12 protein-coding genes and 2 pseudogenes are annotated in these 19,963 nt (G+C 69.3%); 12 read left to right on the top strand and 2 right to left on the bottom strand.

Annotation, left to right across the window (positions count from 1 at the left end):
* Nucleotides 1-27: 27 nt before the first annotated feature.
* Nucleotides 28-852 carry a formate dehydrogenase accessory sulfurtransferase FdhD gene (gene fdhD, locus ABGB19_RS23375; RefSeq protein ID WP_347688364.1) on the bottom strand — a complete coding sequence of 275 codons (825 nt, stop codon included), beginning with the start codon at nt 850-852 and terminating at the stop codon, nt 28-30.
* Between the two features lie 595 nt (nt 853-1,447).
* Between fdhD and ABGB19_RS23370 the strand changes: the two genes are divergently transcribed.
* From ABGB19_RS23370 to ABGB19_RS23350, 5 genes and pseudogenes are all read left to right on the top strand, one after another.
* The gene (locus ABGB19_RS23370; RefSeq protein WP_347688363.1) at nt 1,448-3,403 is read left to right on the top strand and encodes a 2-oxoacid:acceptor oxidoreductase subunit alpha; all 1,956 of its coding nucleotides are present in this window, start codon (nt 1,448-1,450) and stop codon (nt 3,401-3,403) included.
* Nucleotides 3,400-4,470 carry a 2-oxoacid:ferredoxin oxidoreductase subunit beta gene (locus ABGB19_RS23365; RefSeq protein WP_347688362.1) on the top strand — a complete coding sequence of 357 codons (1,071 nt, stop codon included), beginning with the start codon at nt 3,400-3,402 and terminating at the stop codon, nt 4,468-4,470. Before ABGB19_RS23370 ends, ABGB19_RS23365 begins: the two co-directional genes overlap by 4 nt.
* 10 nt (nt 4,471-4,480) lie before the next feature.
* Nucleotides 4,481-5,071, top strand: a complete 591-nt coding sequence (mobA, locus tag ABGB19_RS23360; protein WP_347688361.1) for a molybdenum cofactor guanylyltransferase — start codon at nt 4,481-4,483, stop codon at nt 5,069-5,071.
* A gap of 1,159 nt (nt 5,072-6,230) precedes the next feature.
* A pseudogene (locus ABGB19_RS23355) lies at nt 6,231-6,455 on the top strand (transglycosylase family protein); the annotation flags it as partial.
* Nucleotides 6,456-6,776: 321 nt separating this feature from the next.
* A pseudogene (locus ABGB19_RS23350) lies at nt 6,777-6,998 on the top strand (transglycosylase family protein); the annotation flags it as partial.
* A gap of 175 nt (nt 6,999-7,173) precedes the next feature.
* Here the strand turns inward: ABGB19_RS23350 and ABGB19_RS23345 are convergent.
* On the bottom strand, nt 7,174-8,340 hold the full coding sequence (locus tag ABGB19_RS23345) for an FAD-dependent oxidoreductase (protein ID WP_347688360.1): 1,167 nt from the start codon (nt 8,338-8,340) through the stop codon (nt 7,174-7,176).
* A gap of 71 nt (nt 8,341-8,411) precedes the next feature.
* Here ABGB19_RS23345 and ABGB19_RS23340 point away from each other — a divergent pair, with 71 nt between their 5' ends.
* The 7 genes from ABGB19_RS23340 to ABGB19_RS23310 all read left to right on the top strand — a co-directional run bounded on the left by ABGB19_RS23340 (nt 8,412) and on the right by ABGB19_RS23310 (nt 19,959).
* A complete protein-coding gene (locus ABGB19_RS23340) occupies nt 8,412-10,418 on the top strand; it encodes a S9 family peptidase (protein ID WP_347688359.1) in 2,007 nt (668 codons plus the stop codon).
* Nucleotides 10,419-10,428: 10 nt separating this feature from the next.
* Complete coding sequence (locus tag ABGB19_RS23335) at nt 10,429-11,685, top strand: trans-acting enoyl reductase family protein (RefSeq protein ID WP_347688358.1); 1,257 nt, start codon at nt 10,429-10,431, stop codon at nt 11,683-11,685.
* A 193-nt stretch (nt 11,686-11,878) separates the two neighbouring features.
* Nucleotides 11,879-14,542, top strand: coding sequence for a valine--tRNA ligase (locus tag ABGB19_RS23330; protein WP_347688357.1), 2,664 nt, complete (start codon nt 11,879-11,881; stop codon nt 14,540-14,542).
* Nucleotides 14,539-15,969: a folylpolyglutamate synthase/dihydrofolate synthase family protein gene (locus ABGB19_RS23325; RefSeq protein ID WP_347688356.1), complete on the top strand. Its 1,431-nt coding sequence runs from the start codon at nt 14,539-14,541 to the stop codon at nt 15,967-15,969. The genes ABGB19_RS23330 and ABGB19_RS23325 overlap by 4 nt, the downstream gene beginning before the upstream one ends.
* Entirely contained in the window at nt 15,966-16,361 is a 396-nt protein-coding gene (locus tag ABGB19_RS23320) for a DUF4233 domain-containing protein (protein WP_347688355.1), read from the top strand. Before ABGB19_RS23325 ends, ABGB19_RS23320 begins: the two co-directional genes overlap by 4 nt.
* A 27-nt stretch (nt 16,362-16,388) precedes the next feature.
* Nucleotides 16,389-16,808, top strand: a complete 420-nt coding sequence (ndk, locus tag ABGB19_RS23315) for a nucleoside-diphosphate kinase (protein WP_347688354.1) — start codon at nt 16,389-16,391, stop codon at nt 16,806-16,808.
* A 310-nt stretch (nt 16,809-17,118) separates the two neighbouring features.
* On the top strand, nt 17,119-19,959 hold the full coding sequence (locus tag ABGB19_RS23310) for a translation initiation factor IF-2 N-terminal domain-containing protein (RefSeq protein WP_347688353.1): 2,841 nt from the start codon (nt 17,119-17,121) through the stop codon (nt 19,957-19,959).
* Nucleotides 19,960-19,963: the final 4 nt, after the last annotated feature.

Genomic DNA, 19,963 nt, shown 5'->3' with positions numbered 1-19,963 from the left:
GAGATTGCAGGCAGGCGCGGATTCGCGCTAGCGGACCACCCGGTCGGGCCGGGTGTAGACGTTCATCGACTCGCCGCGCAGGAACGCCACCAGCGTCAGGCCGGACTGGCTGGCGAGGTCAACCGCCAGCGAGGAGGGCGCCGACACCGCGGCCAGCACGGGAATACCGGCCATGACGGCCTTCTGGGTGAGTTCGAAGGATGCGCGGCCGCTGACGAGCAGCACGGTGGCGGTCAAGGGGACGCGGTCCTGCTCGAGCGCCCACCCGATGACCTTGTCGACGGCGTTGTGCCTGCCGATGTCCTCCCGTACCGCCAGCGTGGCGCCGTCGGCGTCGAACAGCGCCGCGCCGTGCAGGCCGCCGGTGCTGGCGAACACCTTCTGCGCGTCGCGCAGGCGCTGCGGCAACCCGGACAGGGTCTCGGCGGTGACCGTGGCCGGGTCGTCGCCGGGCGCGTGCCTGCTGATCAAGCGCACCGCGTCCAGCGACGCCTTGCCGCACACCCCGCACGAGGAGGTGGTGTAGAAGTTGCGGGTCACGTCGACATCAGGCATCGCCACATCCGGCGCCAGCGTCACGTCGAGCACGTTGTAGGTGTTGACGGCGTCCGGGCCCGCGCCCTTGCAGTAGCGGACGGTCAGCACGTCGGCACGGCGGGTGATGACACCCTCGGTGAGCAGGAAGCCATGGGCGAGTTCGATGTCCGAGCCCGGCGTTCGCATGGTCACGGTGATGGGCACGCCGTTGACCCGGATCTCCAGCGGTTCCTCGACCACCAGGGTCTCCGGACGCGCGACCGCATCCTCGGCGGTGACGTGCTGCACCCGGCGCCTCGCGGTGACACGACCCATGGGACCAGCCTAGGCGGGCGGTGCGCAGCCGTGTTGGCGGTGAATTCATGCGATCGACACCACAGGGGACGCGCGTCGGCGTGCCGTATTCGACGGAATCGGCACAATGGAGTCATGGACGTAGATCCCGGACGCTCCCGCGGAGCAGCCTGGCGTGATCCGCTCTCCGTGGGTTTTTCGGCGCACCGGCAGGTGCTGCTGCTCAAGTTGCGTTGGCACGAGCGCCGCCACACCCGACCCGCCAGCCTGCGGCTACGGCGTCATCGGGTGCGTCCGCCAGAGCGCTGAGCGACTGCTTAGCCACTGCTAGCAGCCAGCTACCGATCGGTAACAAATTCCTTAGGAATCTCCGTCTCGTGACCGTGACGAACAACACAGTTCTGTCTCACGAGACCACCCGACACAACTGCTGAGCAGCGCGTTCGGCCGGCGTAACGCTGCCCCGCACCCGCGAGTCGGGTAAAGGGCTACCTAAGGAAAGTGCAATAATCGGTACTGCCAGTGACATGAAATCTTTGGTGGACGTCCACCGACGGGCGCGTCGGCTCGACTGCGACTCGGAGGACTTCGCCAGACAGGGCGGAAGGCAGGCCTAGTGGCGGCGAAGGACAACGCGGTCAGCCCGGGAAGCGCGGGCCCTCGGCAGAAGCTCGAGAAGGTCGTCATCCGGTTCGCCGGCGACTCCGGCGACGGCATGCAGCTCACCGGTGACCGGTTCACCTCCGAGGCCGCGCTGTTCGGCAATGACCTTGCGACCCAGCCGAACTACCCCGCCGAGATCCGCGCGCCGCAGGGCACGCTGCCCGGGGTGTCGTCCTTCCAGATTCAGATCGCCGACTACGACATCCTCACCGCCGGCGACCGCCCCGACGTCCTCGTCGCGATGAACCCGGCGGCGCTGAAGGCCAACATCTCCGATCTTCCCCGCGGCGGCCTGATCATCGCCAACTCCGACGAGTTCACCAAGCGCAACCTCGCCAAGGTCGGTTACGAGTCCAACCCGCTCGAGAGCGAAGAGCTCTCGGACTACGTCGTGCAGCCGGTGGCGATGACCGCCCTGACGCTGGGTGCGGTCGAATCGATCGGCGCCTCCAAGAAGGACGGTCAGCGCGCCAAGAACATGTTCGCGCTGGGCCTGCTGTCGTGGATGTACGGCCGCGAGCTCGAGCACAGCGAGGCGTTCATCCGCGAGAAGTTCGCCCGAAAGCCCGACATCGCCGAGGCCAACGTGCTCGCGCTGAAGGCCGGCTGGAACTACGGCGAGACCACCGAGGCATTCGGCACCACCTACGAGGTTTCGCCGGCCAAGCTCAAAGAGGGCGAGTACCGCCAGGTTTCGGGTAACACCGCGCTGGCCTACGGGCTCGTCACCGCGGGCCACCTCAGCAACCTGCAGATCGTGCTCGGCACCTACCCGATCACGCCGGCGTCGGACATCCTGCACGAGCTGTCCAAGCACAAGAACTTCAACGTGCTGACCTTCCAGGCCGAGGACGAGATCGCCGGTATCGGCGCCGCGATCGGCGCGTCCTACGGCGGCGCGCTCGGCGTCACCAGCACCTCCGGCCCCGGCATTTCGCTGAAATCCGAGGCCATCGGCCTGGCCGTGATGACCGAGTTGCCGCTCATCGTCATCGACGTGCAGCGTGGCGGACCGTCGACGGGCCTGCCGACCAAGACCGAGCAGGCCGACCTGCTGCAGGTGATGTACGGGCGCAACGGCGAGTCGCCGGTGGCCGTGCTCGCACCGCGCTCGCCGTCGGACTGCTTCGATGTGGCGGTCGAGGCTGCCCGCATCGCGGTGAATTACCACACCCCGGTGGTCATTCTGTCCGACGGTGCGATCGCCAACGGCTCTGAGCCGTGGCGCATTCCGGACGTCGGCGGTTACGCGCCCATCGAGCACACGTTCGCCAGCCCGGACGAGCCGTTCCAGCCGTACGCGCGCGACCCGGAAACCCTGGCGCGTCAGTTCGCGGTCCCGGGCACGCCGGGGCTGGAACACCGGATCGGCGGCCTGGAGGCCGCCAACGGCTCGGGCAACATCTCCTACGAGCCGAAGAACCACGACCTGATGGTCCGGCTGCGGCAGGCCAAGATCGACGGCATCACCGTCCCGGACCTCGAGGTCGACGATCCGACCGGGGACGCCGAGCTGCTGTTGATCGGCTGGGGCAGCAGCTTCGGCCCGATCGGCGAGGCGTGCCGGCGGGCGCGACGCAAGGGCGTCAAGGTCGCCCAGGCGCATCTGCGCAACCTGAATCCGCTGCCGGGCAACCTCGGCGAGGTGCTGAGGCGCTATCCGACGGTGGTCTGCCCGGAGATGAACCTCGGGCAGCTCGCCCTGCTGCTGCGCGGCAGGTACCTGGTCGACGTTCAGTCGGTCACGAAGGTCGAAGGCATGGCGTTCCTCGCCGACGAGGTCGAGGGCATCATCGACGCCGCCCTGGACGGAACACTGGGTGAGAAGGAAATCGACAAGGCCAAGTTCGCCCGCCTGGCGGCCGCCACGGTCGAGGTCGGTGCGACTGGTGTGGGAGTGAACGCATGACTGACTTGGTCGGAACTGACCTGGGGTTGACGACCGGCACCAGCCGGGTTCCGACGACCGACCAGCCGCAGAAGTCCAAGGACTTCACCAGCGACCAGGAAGTCCGCTGGTGCCCCGGCTGCGGTGACTACGTCATCCTCAACACCATCCGCAACTTTCTGCCGGAGTTGGGACTGCGCCGCGAGAATATCGCGTTCGTCAGCGGCATCGGCTGCTCGAGTCGCTTCCCGTACTACCTGGAGACCTACGGGTTCCACTCGATCCACGGCCGTGCGCCGACCATCGCGACCGGGCTGGCCCTGGCGCGCGAGGACCTGTCGGTGTGGGTGGTCACCGGTGACGGCGACGCGTTGTCGATCGGCGGCAACCACCTCATCCACGCGCTGCGCCGCAACATCAACATCACGATCCTGTTGTTCAACAACCGGATCTACGGCCTGACGAAGGGGCAGTACTCGCCGACGTCCGAGGTCGGCAAGATCACCAAGTCCACCCCGATGGGCTCGCTGGACTACCCGTTCAACCCGGTGTCGTTGGCGCTCGGCGCCGACGCGACGTTCGTCGGCCGCGCCCTGGACTCCGACCGCAAGGGCCTCTCCGAGGTGCTGCGGGCGGCGGCGGCGCACCGTGGTGCGGCGCTGGTCGAGATCCTGCAGGACTGCCCGATCTTCAACGACGGCTCCTTCGACGCGCTGCGCAAGGAGGGCGCCGAGGAACGGTTGATCAACCTCACCCACGGCGAGCCGGTCACCTTCGGCGCCGACGGCGAGTACTGCGTGGTGAAGTCCGGCTACGGCCTGGAGATCGCGAAGACCGCCGACGTGTCGGCCGACGAGATCGTCGTGCACGACGCCACCCTCGCCGACCCGGCTTACGCCTTCGCGTTGTCGCGGTTGAGTGAGCAGAGCCTCGAGCACATGGTGATGGGCATCTTCCGCCAGGTGAACAAGCCGACCTACGACGACGCCGCGCGCCAGCAGGTGGCGTCGGCCCGCGACGCCAAGCCGCACGACACGGCCGCACTGCAGTCGCTGCTTCGGGGCAAAGACACCTGGACCGTCGACTAACGTCACGGGCATGACGAGCACCGCTCCGCTGGCCGCAGTCATCCTGGCGGGCGGGGCATCCCGCCGCATGGGCCGCGACAAGGCCACGCTGCCGTACGGGGGCACCACCCTGGTCGAGCGGATGGTCGACGTCCTCAAACCGCGCTGCGCGCCGATATTCGTGATCGCCGCGCCGGGTCAGGCGCTGCCGGCGCTCGATGCTCAGGTCCTGCGCGACGAGGTCCGCGGGGTGGGTCCGCTGTTGGCGACGGGTCGCGGGCTGCGCGCGGCCGCCGAGGCCGGTCGGGAGCTGGCCTTCGTGTGCGCCGTCGACATGCCGCTGCTGTCGGTCGAGCTCCTCGACGAGCTGGCCGGACCAGCCGTGCGCCTCGGGGCGGACGTGGTGCTGCCGTGGGACGGCCGCGACCACTACCTCGCGGGCATCTACCGCACGTCGCTGGCCACCCGAGCGGCCGAGCTGGTGGCCGCCGGTGAGCGCAGCATGCGCGCGCTGGTTGACCGGGTGGACACGCAGCGGATCGTGATGCCCGAGCAGGCCTCGCTGACCAATGTCAACACGGCCGGCGAGCTCGCCGCCTTACGCAGCCCGCAAAGGGTCTAGCAAATTCGTTTGGCGGCTCCCGCCGAACGGATTCCACCGCGCACGCCGTTGCGACGATGTGATTGCGGTGATGGCTGCGCGTGATACGTACGAGGGCCTGTCCGGCCACTTCATCGGCGCGGCGCGGGCGGCATCGAATTGGGGGCTGAATCGTCCTGACGTCGACTGGTTTTCGCGACGTCCCGGGGCACAGTCGCGCGAGCGCTCACGAAGACGTCGCGCGGCCAGCCCTCTTCGCGGCGAGTCGGCGGCCCGTTGTCGGCGGTGGGACTGTCGGCGGCACTCGGGATGGCTCACTCATGGTTCGGCTCGACGGGAGGGGCGGGCGCGGGGCATCGGCTGACCCGCGAAACATCCTGGAAGTCAGGTGATCTCATCGGAGACGGTGCGAAACTCGGTCCGAGCGACCGCCCGTCGGCCGTCCACGCCAGGTGAGCGGTACAGGCGGTAAACTCGCTGTGTTGCAGTGTCTTTGAACGATGCCGACGGCCGGGGTGGGGCAATCGCCTGCCAGCGAACCCGATTGCCATCCACTCGGCCCAGCCAGTCGAACTCGGCGTCGACTTTGCCGCGCGCACTGCATGTTTCGAGGCCACATACCCACTCGGATGGCGCGTTCGGTAAACGTGGGCCAGGCCACAATTTGGCGGTGATATGGCTCACGGCGACACGCGGGTCACGGCAAAACCGCGGCCTCGCCAAACCCCGCGATGACCTGGGATAACGAAAAGGGCAGCCGGTCGTGATCTGGCCGTGATCTGACCGCGACACGTTCGACTCCGATATGACTTTCCCTCGGCGGGTTTGTACGGTCCGAAACGGCTTCAAACGGAGCAAATAATTTCAAAACCACGAACCTGCGCGTGAGTGGGGCTGTAACCGGGGGCCATGGGCTCCTGGCGGCCGCCGGGTGCTGATACCCGGTGAGGCACTTCCGCCTCCCGCTGTCGCACCTGACCGAGACGGTGCGGCCCTCCACATTCGCCTGTCACAGGCATTTCGCTCCCGTGCGCTCTGCACGGGTGTCGATGGCGCGCGCTTGGCGAAAGGATCGAAGTTGAAGAACATCCGCAAGACGTTCGGCCTGGCGACCATTGCCGGCGCACTCGCTGTGGCGCCGATGGCTCTGGCCACGGGCACCGCCAATGCGGACAGCGGTGTGAACTGGGATGCCATCGCGGCGTGTGAGTCGGGCGGCAACTGGGCCATCAACACCGGTAACGGCTACTACGGCGGCCTGCAGTTCACGATGGGCACCTGGCGTTCCAACGGTGGCAGCGGCTCTCCGCACAACGCCAGCCGTGAAGAGCAGATCCGGGTGGCCGAGAACGTGCTGCAGAGCCAGGGCATCGGCGCATGGCCGAGCTGCGGCGGACGCGGCTGATTTCAAGCTCCGAGACGAGGCGGCGCCGGTTCTGAACCGGCGCCGCCTCTTCTTTCTCAGAGGCCTCTTACACCAGATAAGTAACGAATAAAACTTTTGACCCTCGCGTAACAGGTGACGTTCATCACCCGAAAGACCGGATGTAACCGCGGCGCGGAACACGCCAGTTCCTCACTCGCGGGCCTTATGTCAAACGGTCGGGGAAGGACCGCAGTGATGAACATTCGCAACGCGATCACCAAGGGCTTGTGGGCCACCGTCATCTCGGGTGCGCTCGCCGTCGTCCCGATAGCCCTCTCGACGGCCACCGCACAGGCCGACTCGGTCAACTGGGACGCCATCGCACAGTGCGAGTCGGGCGGCAACTGGGCCATCAACACCGGCAACGGCCACTACGGCGGCCTGCAGTTCAAGCCGGCCACCTGGACCGCCAACGGCGGCGTCGGCAACCCGGCCACGGCCTCCCGCGCCGAACAGATCCGCGTCGCGGAGAACGTGCTGCGGACCCAGGGTTTGAAGGCATGGCCGAAGTGCGGCACCCGCGCCGGCGCGCCGGCCACCCCGGCTATCTGGACGAACCCGGCGCGGCCGTCCGCGCCCGCCACGGCCACCGGATGCGCGGCCATGCCCTCAAAGGGCCTGTTCGGCTTCGTCAACCCGCGCCAGATGTGCACCGCGCTGCTCAACCCGATGGGCACGCTCGGGGCGGCACGCTGACTCACGCCGGCTGTACGTCTCCCTCGTAGGGCAACCTGAACGCCGACCGTGCCGCCACGGTGGCCAGGTGCCGGGTCAGCAGCGCCTCCGGTCCCAGCACCGTCGCGCGACTGGCGAGCGTGCTCAGCACCGGCGGCAGGTTGACGATCCGGCCGATCAACGCCGACTCGCGCACCAGAGCGCGCACCCGTGGCCGCCGGAACTCGGTGAACCGCGCGAAGGCCGATGCGATGTCGTCGGTCCCGTCGACGAATCTCGCGAGGATGGCCGCGTCCTCCAGGCCCTGGCAGCCGCCCTGGCCCAGGTGCGGTCTCATCGGATGCGCGGCGTCGCCGACCACGACGACCGGGCCGCGCGACCACTGACGAGCCTGATCGCGGTCGTACAGGTCGTTGCGTAACACATCACCCGGATCCGTGGCGGCGAGCACGTCGGGGATGGGTTGCACCCAGCCGCCGAACCGTCCGGTGAGATAGGCGAGCTCGCCCTGCGGCGCCGCCGTCGCCTCCGCCGTCCGCTCGGTGGCGAACCAGTAAGTGTGGTCGGGGCCCAGCGGCACCAGCCCGAACTCGACCGCCGGCCCCAGCACCTCGCCGGCGACGTCGGGATCGATCCGGCAGGGGGCGACGCCGCGCCACGCCGTGTAGCCGACATATCTGTTGCGCAGCGCGCCGTTGAGGTGGCGTGCCACCACCGAATGCGTGCCGTCAGCGCCGACGACCGCGTCCGCCTCGATCGCCGCGGAGTCGGCGAGCATGACGCGGACTCCGTCGGCGGTGACGGTCAGGCTGTCGGCCGATACGCCGCAACGCAGGGTCGCTTCGGTCAGCGCGGCGGCCAGGATCGCGGTCAGTGAGGAGCGCCGGATGACGACGAGCGGTTCGCCGAGCGCCTTGACGATCCGCTGCGGCGACGGCCGCCGGAGCCAGGTGCCGTCGCGCCAGCGCAGGGCGCCGGCGGTGACCCTGCCGCCTGCGTAGCGCACCTGGTCGCCGAGACCGATCTCGTCGAGCGCGGCCAGGGCGTTGGGCCAGATGCTGATGCCCGCGCCCGACGACGTGTCGGTGCGCTCCTCCAGGAGCGTGACCTCGTGTCCGCACTGCTGCAGGGCGACGGCGGTTGCCAGGCCGGCGATGCCCGCGCCGACCACCACGATCCGCTTCGGCACCCGTCGAACGTAGCGTGCCGTGCCACCCCTTGGCACAGGTCCGTCCGCCGACGCTGTGCTACGAACGGGTCATGACCGCGACGGTTCCGGGCTTCTCGACGACTCAGTTCGACGATCTCGACGACTACCTCGCACTGCCGCGGGTGGCTGGCCTCGCGGTGTCGGCCGACGGCACCCGATTGGTGACCACCGTCGCCGAACTCAACGACAAGCGCACCGAGTACATCAGCGCCGTGTGGGAGATCGACCCGGCGGGCGAGCACCCCGCGCGCCGGTTGACCCGCGGGAGCAAGGGTGAGTCGTCACCGGTGTTCGCGGCCAACGGCGACGTGTTCTTCGTCGCCGTCCGGCCCACCGCCGACGACGACAAGCCGCCCGCCGCGCTGTGGCGCCTGCCGGCGGCGGGCGGCGAGGCGGTGGAGGTGCTGTCGCTTCCCGGTGGTGTCGAAGCGGTCCGCCCCGCACGCGAGGCCGATGTCGCGGTGGTGCGCTCGCCGCTGCTGCCGTCGGCCCGCGACGTCGACGACGACCGCCGGTTGCGCGATCTGCGCAAGGACAACAAGATCACCGCCATCCTGCACACCGGTTATCCGATTCGGCACTGGGACAGCGACCTTGGGCCCGCCGAGCCCCACCTGCTCGGGGTGGGCCCGACCGACGGGCAGGTCGACGACCTCACCGCGGCGCCGGGCGGCGCGCTGCGCGAGTCCGACTTCGACGTCAGCGCCGACGGCCGGTTCGTCGTGACGACGTGGCAGCGGCCCGCGCCCGGCGCGTCGCGGCACTCGGTGCTCGTACGCATCGATCTCGACAGCGGCGAGCGGACCGTGATCGTGGAGGAACCCGACGCCGACGCGTGGAGTCCCGCCATCGCCCCCGACGGGTCGGCGGTGGCCTACGTGCGCGAGTCGTTCTCGACTCCCGAGAAGGCGCCGCGAATGAGCCTGGCCTGCCTGCGCTTTGACGGCCAACCAGTCGCACTCGCCGCCGACTGGGAGCGCTGGCCCGCCTCTGTCACGTGGTCGCGTGACGGGTCGGCGGTGATCGTGACCGCCGACCAGGACGGCAGGCGCCCGGTGTTCCGGATCGACCTCGCCGACGGCGCGGTCACCCAGCTGACGTTCGACGACTACTGCTACACCGATGTGGTCACCGCGCCCGACGTGGCGCTGTTCGCCCTGCGCAGCTGCTACGCCGCGCCGCCGCACCCGGTCCGCATCGGCCCCGACGGGGCGGTGACCGAGTTACCGTGCGTGCCGCTGCCGGAGCTGCCCGGGACGCTGACCGAACTCGAGGCGACGGCCGCGGACGGGACGCGGATCCGGTCGTGGCTGGCGCTGCCGCCGGGCGATGCCCGGGCACCGCTGCTGCTGTGGATCCACGGCGGCCCGCTGAGCAGCTGGAACTGCTGGTCGTGGCGCTGGAATCCGTGGTTGCTCGCCGTGCGGGGGTACGCCGTCCTGCTGCCCGATCCCGGCCTGTCGACGGGCTACGGCCAGGACTTCGCCCAGCGCGGCTGGGGCGACTGGGGCGGTACCCCGTTCGACGATCTGATGGCGGCGACCGACGCGGCGTGCGCTCACCCGCGCATCGACGCCGACCGGACCGCGGCAATGGGCGGATCCTTCGGCGGCTACATGGCCAACTGGGTCGCCGGCCACACCGACAGGTTCGACGCGATCGTCACGCACGCCAGCCTGTGGGCACTCGACCAGTTCGGCGCCACCACCGATTCGTCCTACTACTGGTTGCGCGAGATGACGCGGGAGATGGCGCAAGCGAATTCGCCGCACCACCACGTGCACCGGATCACCACGCCGATGCTGGTGATCCACGGGGACAAGGACTACCGCGTGCCGATCGGCGAGGCGCTGCGACTGTGGTACGAGTTGCTCACCCACTCCGGGTTGCCCGCCGACGACGACGGCACCAGCCCGCACCGGTTCCTGTACTTCCCGTCGGAGAACCACTGGGTGCTGACCCCGCAGCACGCCAAGATCTGGTACCAGGTGGTGACCGCGTTCCTCGCCCGCCATGTGCTCGGAGAGGACGTCGAGGTGCCCGAGACGCTCGGGTAGCGTCGCGGTCATGAGCGCATCGGAGCGGGAATTCGACATCGTCCTGTACGGGGCTACCGGCTTTGTCGGGAAACTCACGGCCGACTACCTGGCCCGCGCGGGCGGCGACGCGCGCATCGCACTGGCGGGCCGGTCACCCGACAAACTGCTCGCGGTGCGAGACACGTTGGGGGAGCGGGCGCAATCCTGGCCGCTGATCACCGCCGACGCTTCGCAGCCGTCGACGCTGGACGCGATGGCCACGCAAACCCGGGTGGTGGTGACCACGGTCGGGCCGTACGCCAAGTACGGCCTGCCGCTCGTCGCGGCGTGTGCGGCGGCGGGAACCGACTATGCCGACCTGACCGGTGAATCGATGTTCATCCGCGAGAGCATCGACCTCTACCACAAGCAGGCCGCCGACACCGGTGCGCGCATCGTGCATTCGTGCGGATTCGATTCCATCCCTTCCGATCTCACCGTGTTCGCGCTCTACCGGCAGGCGCAGGCAGACAACGCGGGTGAACTCACCGACACCAACCTGGTGGTGCGCTCGTTCGCCGGCGGGGTGTCGGGCGGCACCGCCGCCTCGATGGTGGAGGTCATGCGCGCGGCGTCCACCGACGAGGAGTCGCGACGCGTGATGAACGACCCCTACACCCTCACCCCCGACCGCGCGGCGGAACCGGAACTCGGCGGTCAGCCGGACCTGCGGTGGCGGCGCGGCAGCGAGATCGCCCCGGAACTGGCCGGTTATTGGGTCGGCCCGTTCGTGATGGCCGCGGTCAACACGCGAATCGTGCGGCGCAGCAACGCATTGCTCGACTACGCCTACGGTCGTCGTCTTCAGTACGGGGAGCAGATGAGCATGGGCCGCTCGGCTCTCGCACCGGTCGCGGCGGCGCTCGCCGCCGCAGGCAACACCGCCACAATGGCGCTCGGCAGCCGTTTCATGGACCGCGTGCCGAGTCGCCTCGTCGACCGAGTGCTGCCCAAGCCGGGCACCGGCCCCAGCGAGAGCGTGCGCGAGCGCGGCCACTACACCGTCGAGACCTACGCGTCGACCACCAGCGGCGCCCGGTATCGCGCGACGATGTCGCAGCAGGGTGACCCCGGTTACAAGGCGACGTCGGTGCTGCTCGGCGAGAGCGGTCTGGCGCTCGCGCTGGACCGCGACCGGCTGCCGGATCTGCGCGGTGTGCTCACTCCCGCGGCGGCGATGGGCGACGCGCTGATGGCCCGATTCCCCGCTGCCGGAGTGGTATTGGAGACCACGCGCCTGCACTGATCGGGGTCGATAACCCCTGGTCAGCATCCTGGGCACGGCCGCTCGGCGTGGTGGCCGATGAATATCGATCGATGATGCGGTTCCATCCGCGACACGCCGGGAGTGGCGTATCGAACCGCACAACCGCGGCTCCCCAGTTTCGTCTGCCGCGCCCCATGTGGGCCCTGCTCGCGTCCATTCCTAGAATTACGGAGTGACCGCCACGCCCGATTCCGCCGCCGAAGCCCTGCCCAAGTCCTGGGACCCGGGCGCGGTGGAGAGCGACATCTACGAGGGCTGGGTCAAGGCCGGATACTTCACCGCCGACGCGTCGAGCAGCAAGCCGCCCTATTCGATCGTGTTGCCGCCGCCCAACGTGACCGGAAGCCTGCACATGGGCCACGCGCTCGACCACACGCTGATGGACGCCCTGACCCGGCGCAAACGCATGCAGGGCTACGAGGTGCTCTGGCTGCCGGGCATGGACCACGCCGGGATCGCCACCCAGACGGTGGTCGAGAAGCAACTGGCCGTCGACGGCAAGACCAAGGAGGACTTCGGCCGCGAACTGTTCGTCGAGAAGGTCTGGGACTGGAAGCGCGAATCCGGCGGCACCATCGGCGGTCAGATGCGCCGTCTCGGCGACGGCGTGGACTGGAGCCGCGACCGGTTCACCATGGACGAGGGCCTGTCGCGCGCGGTGCGCACCATCTTCAAGCGCCTCTACGACGCCGGCCTGATCTACCAGGCCGAGCGGCTGGTGAACTGGTCGCCGGTGCTGCAGACGGCGATCTCCGATCTGGAGGTCAAGTACGACGACGTCGAGGGCGAGCTGGTGTCGTTTCGCTACGGCTCTCTCGATGACGATGAGCCCCACATCGTGGTCGCCACCACCCGGGTCGAGACGATGCTCGGCGACACCGCGATCGCGGTGCACCCCGACGACGAGCGCTACCGGCACCTGGTCGGCAAGACGCTGCCGCATCCGTTCCTGGACCGCGACATCGTCGTCGTCGCCGACGAACACATCGACCCCGAATTCGGCACCGGCGCGGTCAAGGTCACGCCCGCCCATGACCCGAACGACTTCGAGATCGGTCTGCGCCACCAGCTACCCATGCCCTCGATCATGGACACCAGGGGCAGAATCGCCGATACGGGAACGCAATTCGACGGCCAGGACCGCTTCGAGGCCAGGGTCGCGGTGCGCGAGGCGCTCGCCGCACAGGGCCGCATCGTCGCCGAGAAGCGGCCGTACCTGCACAGCGTCGGGCACTCCGAGCGCAGCGGCGAGCCGATCGAGCCGCGGTTGTCACTGCAGTGGTGGGTCAAGGTCGAGTCGCTGGCCAAGGCGGCCGGCGACGCGGTTCGCAACGGCGACATCACGATTCACCCGCCGAGCCTGGAGCCGCGCTGGTTCGCCTGGGTGGACGATATGCACGACTGGTGCATCTCGCGCCAACTGTGGTGGGGCCACCGCATCCCGATCTGGCACGGACCCAACGGTGAGACGGTGTGCGTCGGGCCCGACGAGACCCCGCCGCAGGGCTGGGAGCAGGACCCCGACGTGCTCGACACGTGGTTCTCCTCGGCGCTGTGGCCGTTCTCCACCATGGGCTGGCCCGACCACACCCCCGAACTCGCGAAGTTCTATCCGACCACGGTGCTCGTAACCGGCTACGACATCCTGTTCTTCTGGGTGGCGCGCATGGTGATGTTCGGCGAGTTCGTCTCCGACGACGACGCCATCACCCTCGGCGGCCGGCGCGACCCGCAGGTGCCGTTCGAGAACGTGTTCCTGCACGGCCTGATTCGCGACGAGCACGGCCGCAAGATGAGCAAGTCACGGGGCAACGGCATCGACCCGCTGGACTGGGTCGAGCAGTTCGGCGCCGACGCGCTGCGGTTCACGCTGGCCCGCGGCGCGAGCCCAGGCGGCGACCTGGCCATCGGCGAGGACCACGCCCGCGCGTCGCGCAACTTCGCCACCAAGCTGTTCAACGCCACCCGGTTCGCGTTGATGAACGGAGCGGCCCCCGCGCCGCTGCCCGATACCGCAGAGCTCACCGATGCCGACCGCTGGATCCTCGGCCGCATGGAAGAGGTTCGCGCCGAAGTGGATTCAGCGCTGGACGGCTACGAGTTCAGCCGCGCCTGCGAGGCGCTGTACCACTTCGCGTGGGACGAGTTCTGTGACTGGTACGTGGAGCTGGCCAAAGTTCAACTGGCCAGCCAAGACAGCCGCGTGGTCCAGCACACGACGGCCGTGCTGGCCTCGGTGCTCGACACCCTGCTCAAACTGCTGCACCCGGTGATGCCGTTCGTCACCGAGGTGCTGTGGAAGACACTGACCGGCGGTGAGTCGCTCGTGATCGCCGACTGGCCGGCCCCGTCGGGTCACCGGCCGGATGCCGTTGCGACCCAACGTGTCGCCGACATGCAGAAGCTGATCACCGAGGTGCGCCGCTTCCGCAGCGACCAGGGTCTGGGCGACCGGCAGAAGGTGCCCGCCCGGTTGTCCGACATCGCGGGTGCGGATCTGCAGGCTCAGGTGCCCGCCGTCCGGTCGCTGGCGTGGCTGACCGCCGACGGCGACGGTTTCAACCCGACCGCCGCGATCGAGGTGCGGCTCGCGGGGGGTACCGTCACCGTCGAGGTCGACACCTCCGGAACGGTCGACGTCGCCGCCGAGCGGCGCAGGCTGGAGAAGGACCTGGCCGCGGCGCAGAAGGAATTGGCAGGCACCACGGGCAAACTCGGCAACGAGGCGTTCCTCGCCAAGGCACCCGCCGATGTCGTCGAGAAGATCCGCGGCCGTCAACAGCTGGCGGCCGAAGAGGTCGACCGCATCACCGCGAGGCTCGAGTCGCTGACATGAGCGACCCGGAGCCGCTACCTCCGGCCGACGTCCCGACGCCCGACGAGATCGCGGCGCTTCTGCAGGTCGAGCACCTGCTCGACCAGCGCTGGCCCGAGACCAAACTCGAGCCGAGCACGACGCGGATCGCGGCCCTGATGGAGCTGCTCGGCTCGCCGCAGCGGACCTACCCGTCGATCCACATCGCCGGCACCAACGGCAAGACGTCGGCGGCCCGCATGATCGATGCCCTGCTGTCGGCGTTCAGCCGCCGCACCGGGCGCACCACCAGCCCGCACCTGCAGTCCGCGGTCGAGCGCATCTCCATCGACGGCAAGCCGATCACCCCGGCGCGCTACGTCGACACCTACCGCGAGATCGAGCCGTTCGTCCACCTGGTCGACCAGCAGTCCGAAGCCGCAGGCGGTCCGGCAATGAGCAAGTTCGAGGTGGTGACCGCGATGGCGTTCGCCGCCTTCGCCGACGCGCCGATCGACGTCGCGGTCGTCGAGGTCGGGTTGGGCGGCCGCTGGGACGCCACGAACGTGGTCGACGCGCCCGTCGCCGTGATCACGCCGATCGGGGTGGACCACGTCGAGTACCTCGGCGACACCATCGCCGAGATCGCCGCGGAGAAGGCGGGGATCATCATCAAGCAACAAGACGATCTGGTACCCACCGACACCGTCGCCGTGATCGCCCGCCAGGTGCCCGAGGCGATGGAGGTGCTGCTGGCGCAGACGGTGCGCGCCGACGCGGCCGTCGCGCGCGAGGACTCGGAGTTCGCGGTGCTCGGCAGGCAGGTGGCGGTCGGCGGGCAGCTGCTGGAGCTGCAGGGCCTCGGTGGCCTGTACTCCGACATCTACCTGCCGCTGCACGGTGAGCACCAGGCGCACAACGCGGTGCTGGCGCTGGCGGCCGTGGAGGCGTTCTTCGGCGCGGGCGCCCAGCGCCAGCTCGACGTCGACACGGTGCGCGCCGGCTTCGCCGCGGTCACCAGTCCCGGCCGTCTCGAGCGGATGCGCAGCGCCCCAACTGTTTTCATCGATGCCGCGCACAACCCCGCGGGTGCTTCGGCGCTGGCGCAGGCCCTGGGCGAGGAGTTCGACTTCCGCTACCTGGTCGGTGTGGTGTCGGTGATGGGGGACAAGGACGTCGACGGCATCCTGGCCGCGCTCGAGCCGGTGTTCGACCAGGTCGTCGTCACCCACAACGGCTCGCCGCGCGCACTGGATGTCGAGGCGCTGGCGCTGGCCGCCGAGCAGAAGTTCGGGCCCGAGCGCGTCATCACCGCGGCGACGCTGGCCGACGCGATCGAGACGGCCACCGCGATCGTCGAGGAGTCCGCCGGGGAGGGCGAACTATTCGGCGGCGCCGGGATGGTGATCACCGGTTCGGTCGTCACCGCCGGGGCAGCGCGGACGCTGTTCGGAAAGGATCCTCAATGACCGAGCCGCACGAGGCGCAGCAGCCCGACCCGTGGCGCAGCTTCCGCGGCGTGATGGCGGGCACGCTGATCCTGGAGGCCATCGTCGTGCTCCTGGCGTTGCCCGTGGTCGGCAAGGTCGGCGGCGGGCTGACCCCGGCCAGCACCGCCTACCTGATCGGGCTGGCCGGGGTCCTGGTGCTGCTGTGCGGCGTGCAGGGTCGGCCGTGGGCGATCTGGGTGAACGTGGCCGTGCAGGTGGTGCTCGTCGCCGGCGTCGTCGTGTCCGGGCCGGTCGGCATCATCGGGGTGATCTTCCTGGTGGTGTGGCTGATGATCGCGTATCTGCGGGCCGAGGTGCTGCGCAGGCAGCGGCGCGGGCTGCTGCCGGGACAGCAGCATCCTCCCGAGTAGTCGATCGCGGCGGCTATCCTGTCGGCCGTGACTGAGCCGACCGAGCGCACCCTGGTGTTGATCAAGCCCGACGGCGTCAAGCGGCGCCTGATCGGCGAGATTCTGAGCCGAATCGAACGCAAGGGGTTGTCCATCGCGGCGCTGCAGCTGCAGAACGTCGGCGACGACCTGGCCCGTCGGCATTACGCCGAACACGAGGGCAAGCCGTTCTTCGGATCGCTGCTGGAGTTCATCACCTCCGGTCCCGTCGTGGCGGCCATCGTCGAGGGTCCGCGCGCCATTGCCGCGTTCCGTCAGGTCGCCGGCGGCACCGACCCGGTCGAGAAGGCCGCGCCGGGCACCATCCGCGGTGACTTCGCGCTGATCACGCAGGACAATCTCGTGCACGGTTCCGATTCGCCGGAGTCGGCCGCGCGTGAGATCGAGCTCTGGTTCCCCGGCGTCTAGAGGCCCGCAACGGCGCGCTCGCCCGGTCTGGTCGGGCAGCGCGACGTGATGTGGGATACTTGGCTCGGGTAGCCGGCCGCCAACCGGGGCCGGACGCCCGAATGAAGACTTAGACGTGCGCGACCATCGCCACGCGTGATGCGGCGCCGACCGTCCAGCCATCATTCAGACCGGCACCGGGACGGTTCCTCACGGGGAACCACCCGGGGCGAGACCACAACAAGTCCGGGCGAAGTCACCCGGGCCAATAGCGGAAGCCCTCGCGTGGCCGCGTCAAACAGGACGCGCCCGGGGGCTTAGAGGAGACTACGTGGCCGAAGATGCCCCCACCGAAGACCAATCAGAAGAGACGCAGCACGCGGAGGACTCTCAGCCCGACAAGCTGAGAGTGCATTCGCTGGCGCGGGTTCTCGGCACCACCAGCAAGCGGGTCCTCGACGCGCTGGCCGCACTCGACGACCGGCCGCGCACCGCGCAGTCGACCGTCGAGGAGGACGAGGCGCAACGGGTCCGCGAAGCCCTCGCCGACGCTCCCGACGAGCCGGCGCAGCCCGACCAGCCCGTCGACCCCGCCGACAGTCAGCCGGAGGACGGCGAGGAGCCGGAATCGCGGCTGATGCTCGAGACCGCGTCGCAGGACCCGGCCCAGCCCGCGGACTATCTACCGCTGTTCGTGGCGCCGCAGCCCGTCCGGTTCGAGTCCGACTCCGACGACGACGATGACGAGGACGACGGCGAGGACGAGGACGGGGACGGCGGCCCCGAGGCCGACGACGACCAGTCCGACCGGCCGTCGGGCCGGCGCCGCCGCCGGGGCAGGCGGGGCAGGGGTCGCGGCCGCGGTGAGCAGAACGGCGAGGACTCCGACACCGAGGGCGACGACAGCCAGGGCGGCGATCAGGACACCGACGATTCCGACGACTCGGACGACGACACCGGCGACGAGGACAGCGCGGGCGGCGAGGGCGGCAACCGCAGGCGGCGGCGCCGCCGGCGTCGCAAGGCCAGCCCCGGCGACGACGGCGACACCGGTTCGCCCGACGACCCGCCCAACACCGTCGTGCACGAACGCGAGCCCCGCAAGGGCAAGGCGGACAAGGACAGCAACGAGATCCAGGGCATCAACGGGTCGACCCGTCTGGAGGCCAAGCGGCAGCGTAGGCGCGACGGACGGGATGCCGGGCGGCGGCGCCCGCCCATCCTGAGCGAGGCCGAGTTCCTGGCCCGCCGCGAGGCGGTCGAGCGGATGATGGTGGTGCGCGACAAGGTGCGCACGGAACCGCCGCACGAAGGCGCCCGCTACACCCAGATCGCCGTGCTTGAGGACGGCGTGGTGGTGGAACACTTCGTGACGTCTGCGGCCTCGGCTTCCTTGGTGGGCAACATCTACCTCGGCATCGTGCAGAACGTGCTGCCGTCGATGGAGGCCGCGTTCGTCGACATCGGCCGTGGCCGCAACGGCGTGCTCTACGCGGGCGAGGTGAACTGGGAGGCCGCCGGCCTCGGTGGGCAGAACCGCAAGATCGAGCAGGCGCTCAAGCCCGGCGACTACGTCGTCGTGCAGGTCAGCAAGGACCCGGTCGGGCACAAGGGTGCCCGACTGACCACCCAGGTGTCGCTGGCCGGCCGGTACCTGGTGTATGTGCCGGGTGCGTCGTCGACCGGGATCAGCCGCAAGCTGCCCGACACCGAACGGCAGCGGCTCAAGGAGATCCTGCGCGAGGTGGTGCCGCCCGACGCCGGCGTGATCATCCGGACCGCCTCGGAGGGCGTCAAGGAAGAAGACATCCGCACCGACGTCGAACGCCTGGCGAAGCGGTGGTCCGAGATCGAGGCCAAGGCCACCGAGATCACCGGAAAGAAGGCCGGCGCGGCGGTCGCGCTCTACGAGGAGCCCGACGTGCTGGTCAAGGTGATCCGCGACCTGTTCAACGAGGACTTCACCGGGCTGACCGTCGCCGGCGACGATGCCTGGAAGACCATCAACGAGTACGTGAACTCCGTTGCGCCCGAACTGCTTCCGCGACTGACGAAGTACGAGCCGGCCTCAACGGACGGCCCCGACGTGTTCGCCGTGCACCGCATCGACGAGCAGCTGACCAAGGCGATGGACCGCAAGGTGTGGCTGCCGTCGGGCGGCACGCTGGTCATCGACCGCACCGAGGCGATGACCGTCATCGACGTCAACACCGGCAAGTTCACCGGCTCGGGTGGCAACCTCGAGCAGACCGTCACCCGCAACAACCTCGAGGCGGCCGAGGAGATCGTGCGCCAGCTCCGGCTGCGCGACATCGGCGGCATCGTCGTCATCGACTTCATCGACATGGTGCTCGAGTCGAACCGCGACCTGGTGCTGCGCCGGCTGACCGAGGCGCTGGCCCGCGACCGGACCCGCCACCAGGTCTCGGAGGTGACCTCGCTGGGCCTGGTCCAGCTGACGCGCAAGAAGCTCGGCACCGGGCTGATCGAGGCGTTCTCCACGTCGTGCACCCACTGCGGTGGGCGGGGAATCGTGCTGCACGGCGATCCGGTCGACTCCGGCTCGTCGACGGGGCGCAAGTCCGAGAGCGGCGGCAGTCGCCGCGGCAAGCGCGGTAAGCGCAAGTCCGAGGACGTCGAGGTCGCCAAGGTGCCTCCGCACCCCGCCGGTGAGCATCCGATGTTCAAGGCGATGGCGGCCGCGAACGGCCGTCACGACGAGGACGAGGACGAGGACGAGCAGAAGACCTCCGCCGAAGAGACGGCCGAAGCCGACTCCGAGGCCATCCGCGCGGCCGTCGGCGGCGGGGACGACAGCGACGACGAGAACCTCGAGGACTTCGACGAATCGGACGAGGACGAATCGGACGAGGACGAGACGGACGAGGACGAGGACGAGATCGACCTGGACTCCGATGACGACGAGGACGACATCGACGACGACATCGAGGTCATCGGCGACGACTCCGAGGACGAGGACGAGGACGAGGACGATTCGGACGACGAGGACGACTCCGAGGACGAGGACGAGGACGTGGACTCCGACGACGAGGACTCCGACGACGAGGAGTCCGACGACGAGGAGGAAACCGCCGCGGTGACCGTCCGTGGGGGCCGGCACCGCCGCCGTGCGGCCGTCCGGCCCGCGGGTCCACCCGCGTACGACGGCTGATCGT

Origin of the sequence: Mycobacterium sp. B14F4, from assembly GCF_039871645.1 — a bacterium.
GTDB lineage: Bacteria > Actinomycetota > Actinomycetes > Mycobacteriales > Mycobacteriaceae > Mycobacterium.
Note: the sequence above shows the minus strand (reverse complement) of the source record. Positions and strands in the feature narration are given on the sequence as shown.

What these genes read in the sequence shown, in the direction of transcription:
- fdhD (WP_347688364.1), bottom strand. Translation starts at nt 852, where the DNA reads ATGGGTCGTGTCACCGCGAGGCGCCGGGTGCAGCACGTCACCGCCGAG.
- ABGB19_RS23365 (WP_347688362.1), top strand. Translation starts at nt 3,400, where the DNA reads ATGACTGACTTGGTCGGAACTGACCTGGGGTTGACGACCGGCACCAGC.
- mobA (WP_347688361.1), top strand. Translation starts at nt 4,481, where the DNA reads ATGACGAGCACCGCTCCGCTGGCCGCAGTCATCCTGGCGGGCGGGGCA.
- ABGB19_RS23340 (WP_347688359.1), top strand. Translation starts at nt 8,412, where the DNA reads ATGACCGCGACGGTTCCGGGCTTCTCGACGACTCAGTTCGACGATCTC.
- ABGB19_RS23335 (WP_347688358.1), top strand. Translation starts at nt 10,429, where the DNA reads ATGAGCGCATCGGAGCGGGAATTCGACATCGTCCTGTACGGGGCTACC.
- ABGB19_RS23325 (WP_347688356.1), top strand. Translation starts at nt 14,539, where the DNA reads ATGAGCGACCCGGAGCCGCTACCTCCGGCCGACGTCCCGACGCCCGAC.
- ABGB19_RS23320 (WP_347688355.1), top strand. Translation starts at nt 15,966, where the DNA reads ATGACCGAGCCGCACGAGGCGCAGCAGCCCGACCCGTGGCGCAGCTTC.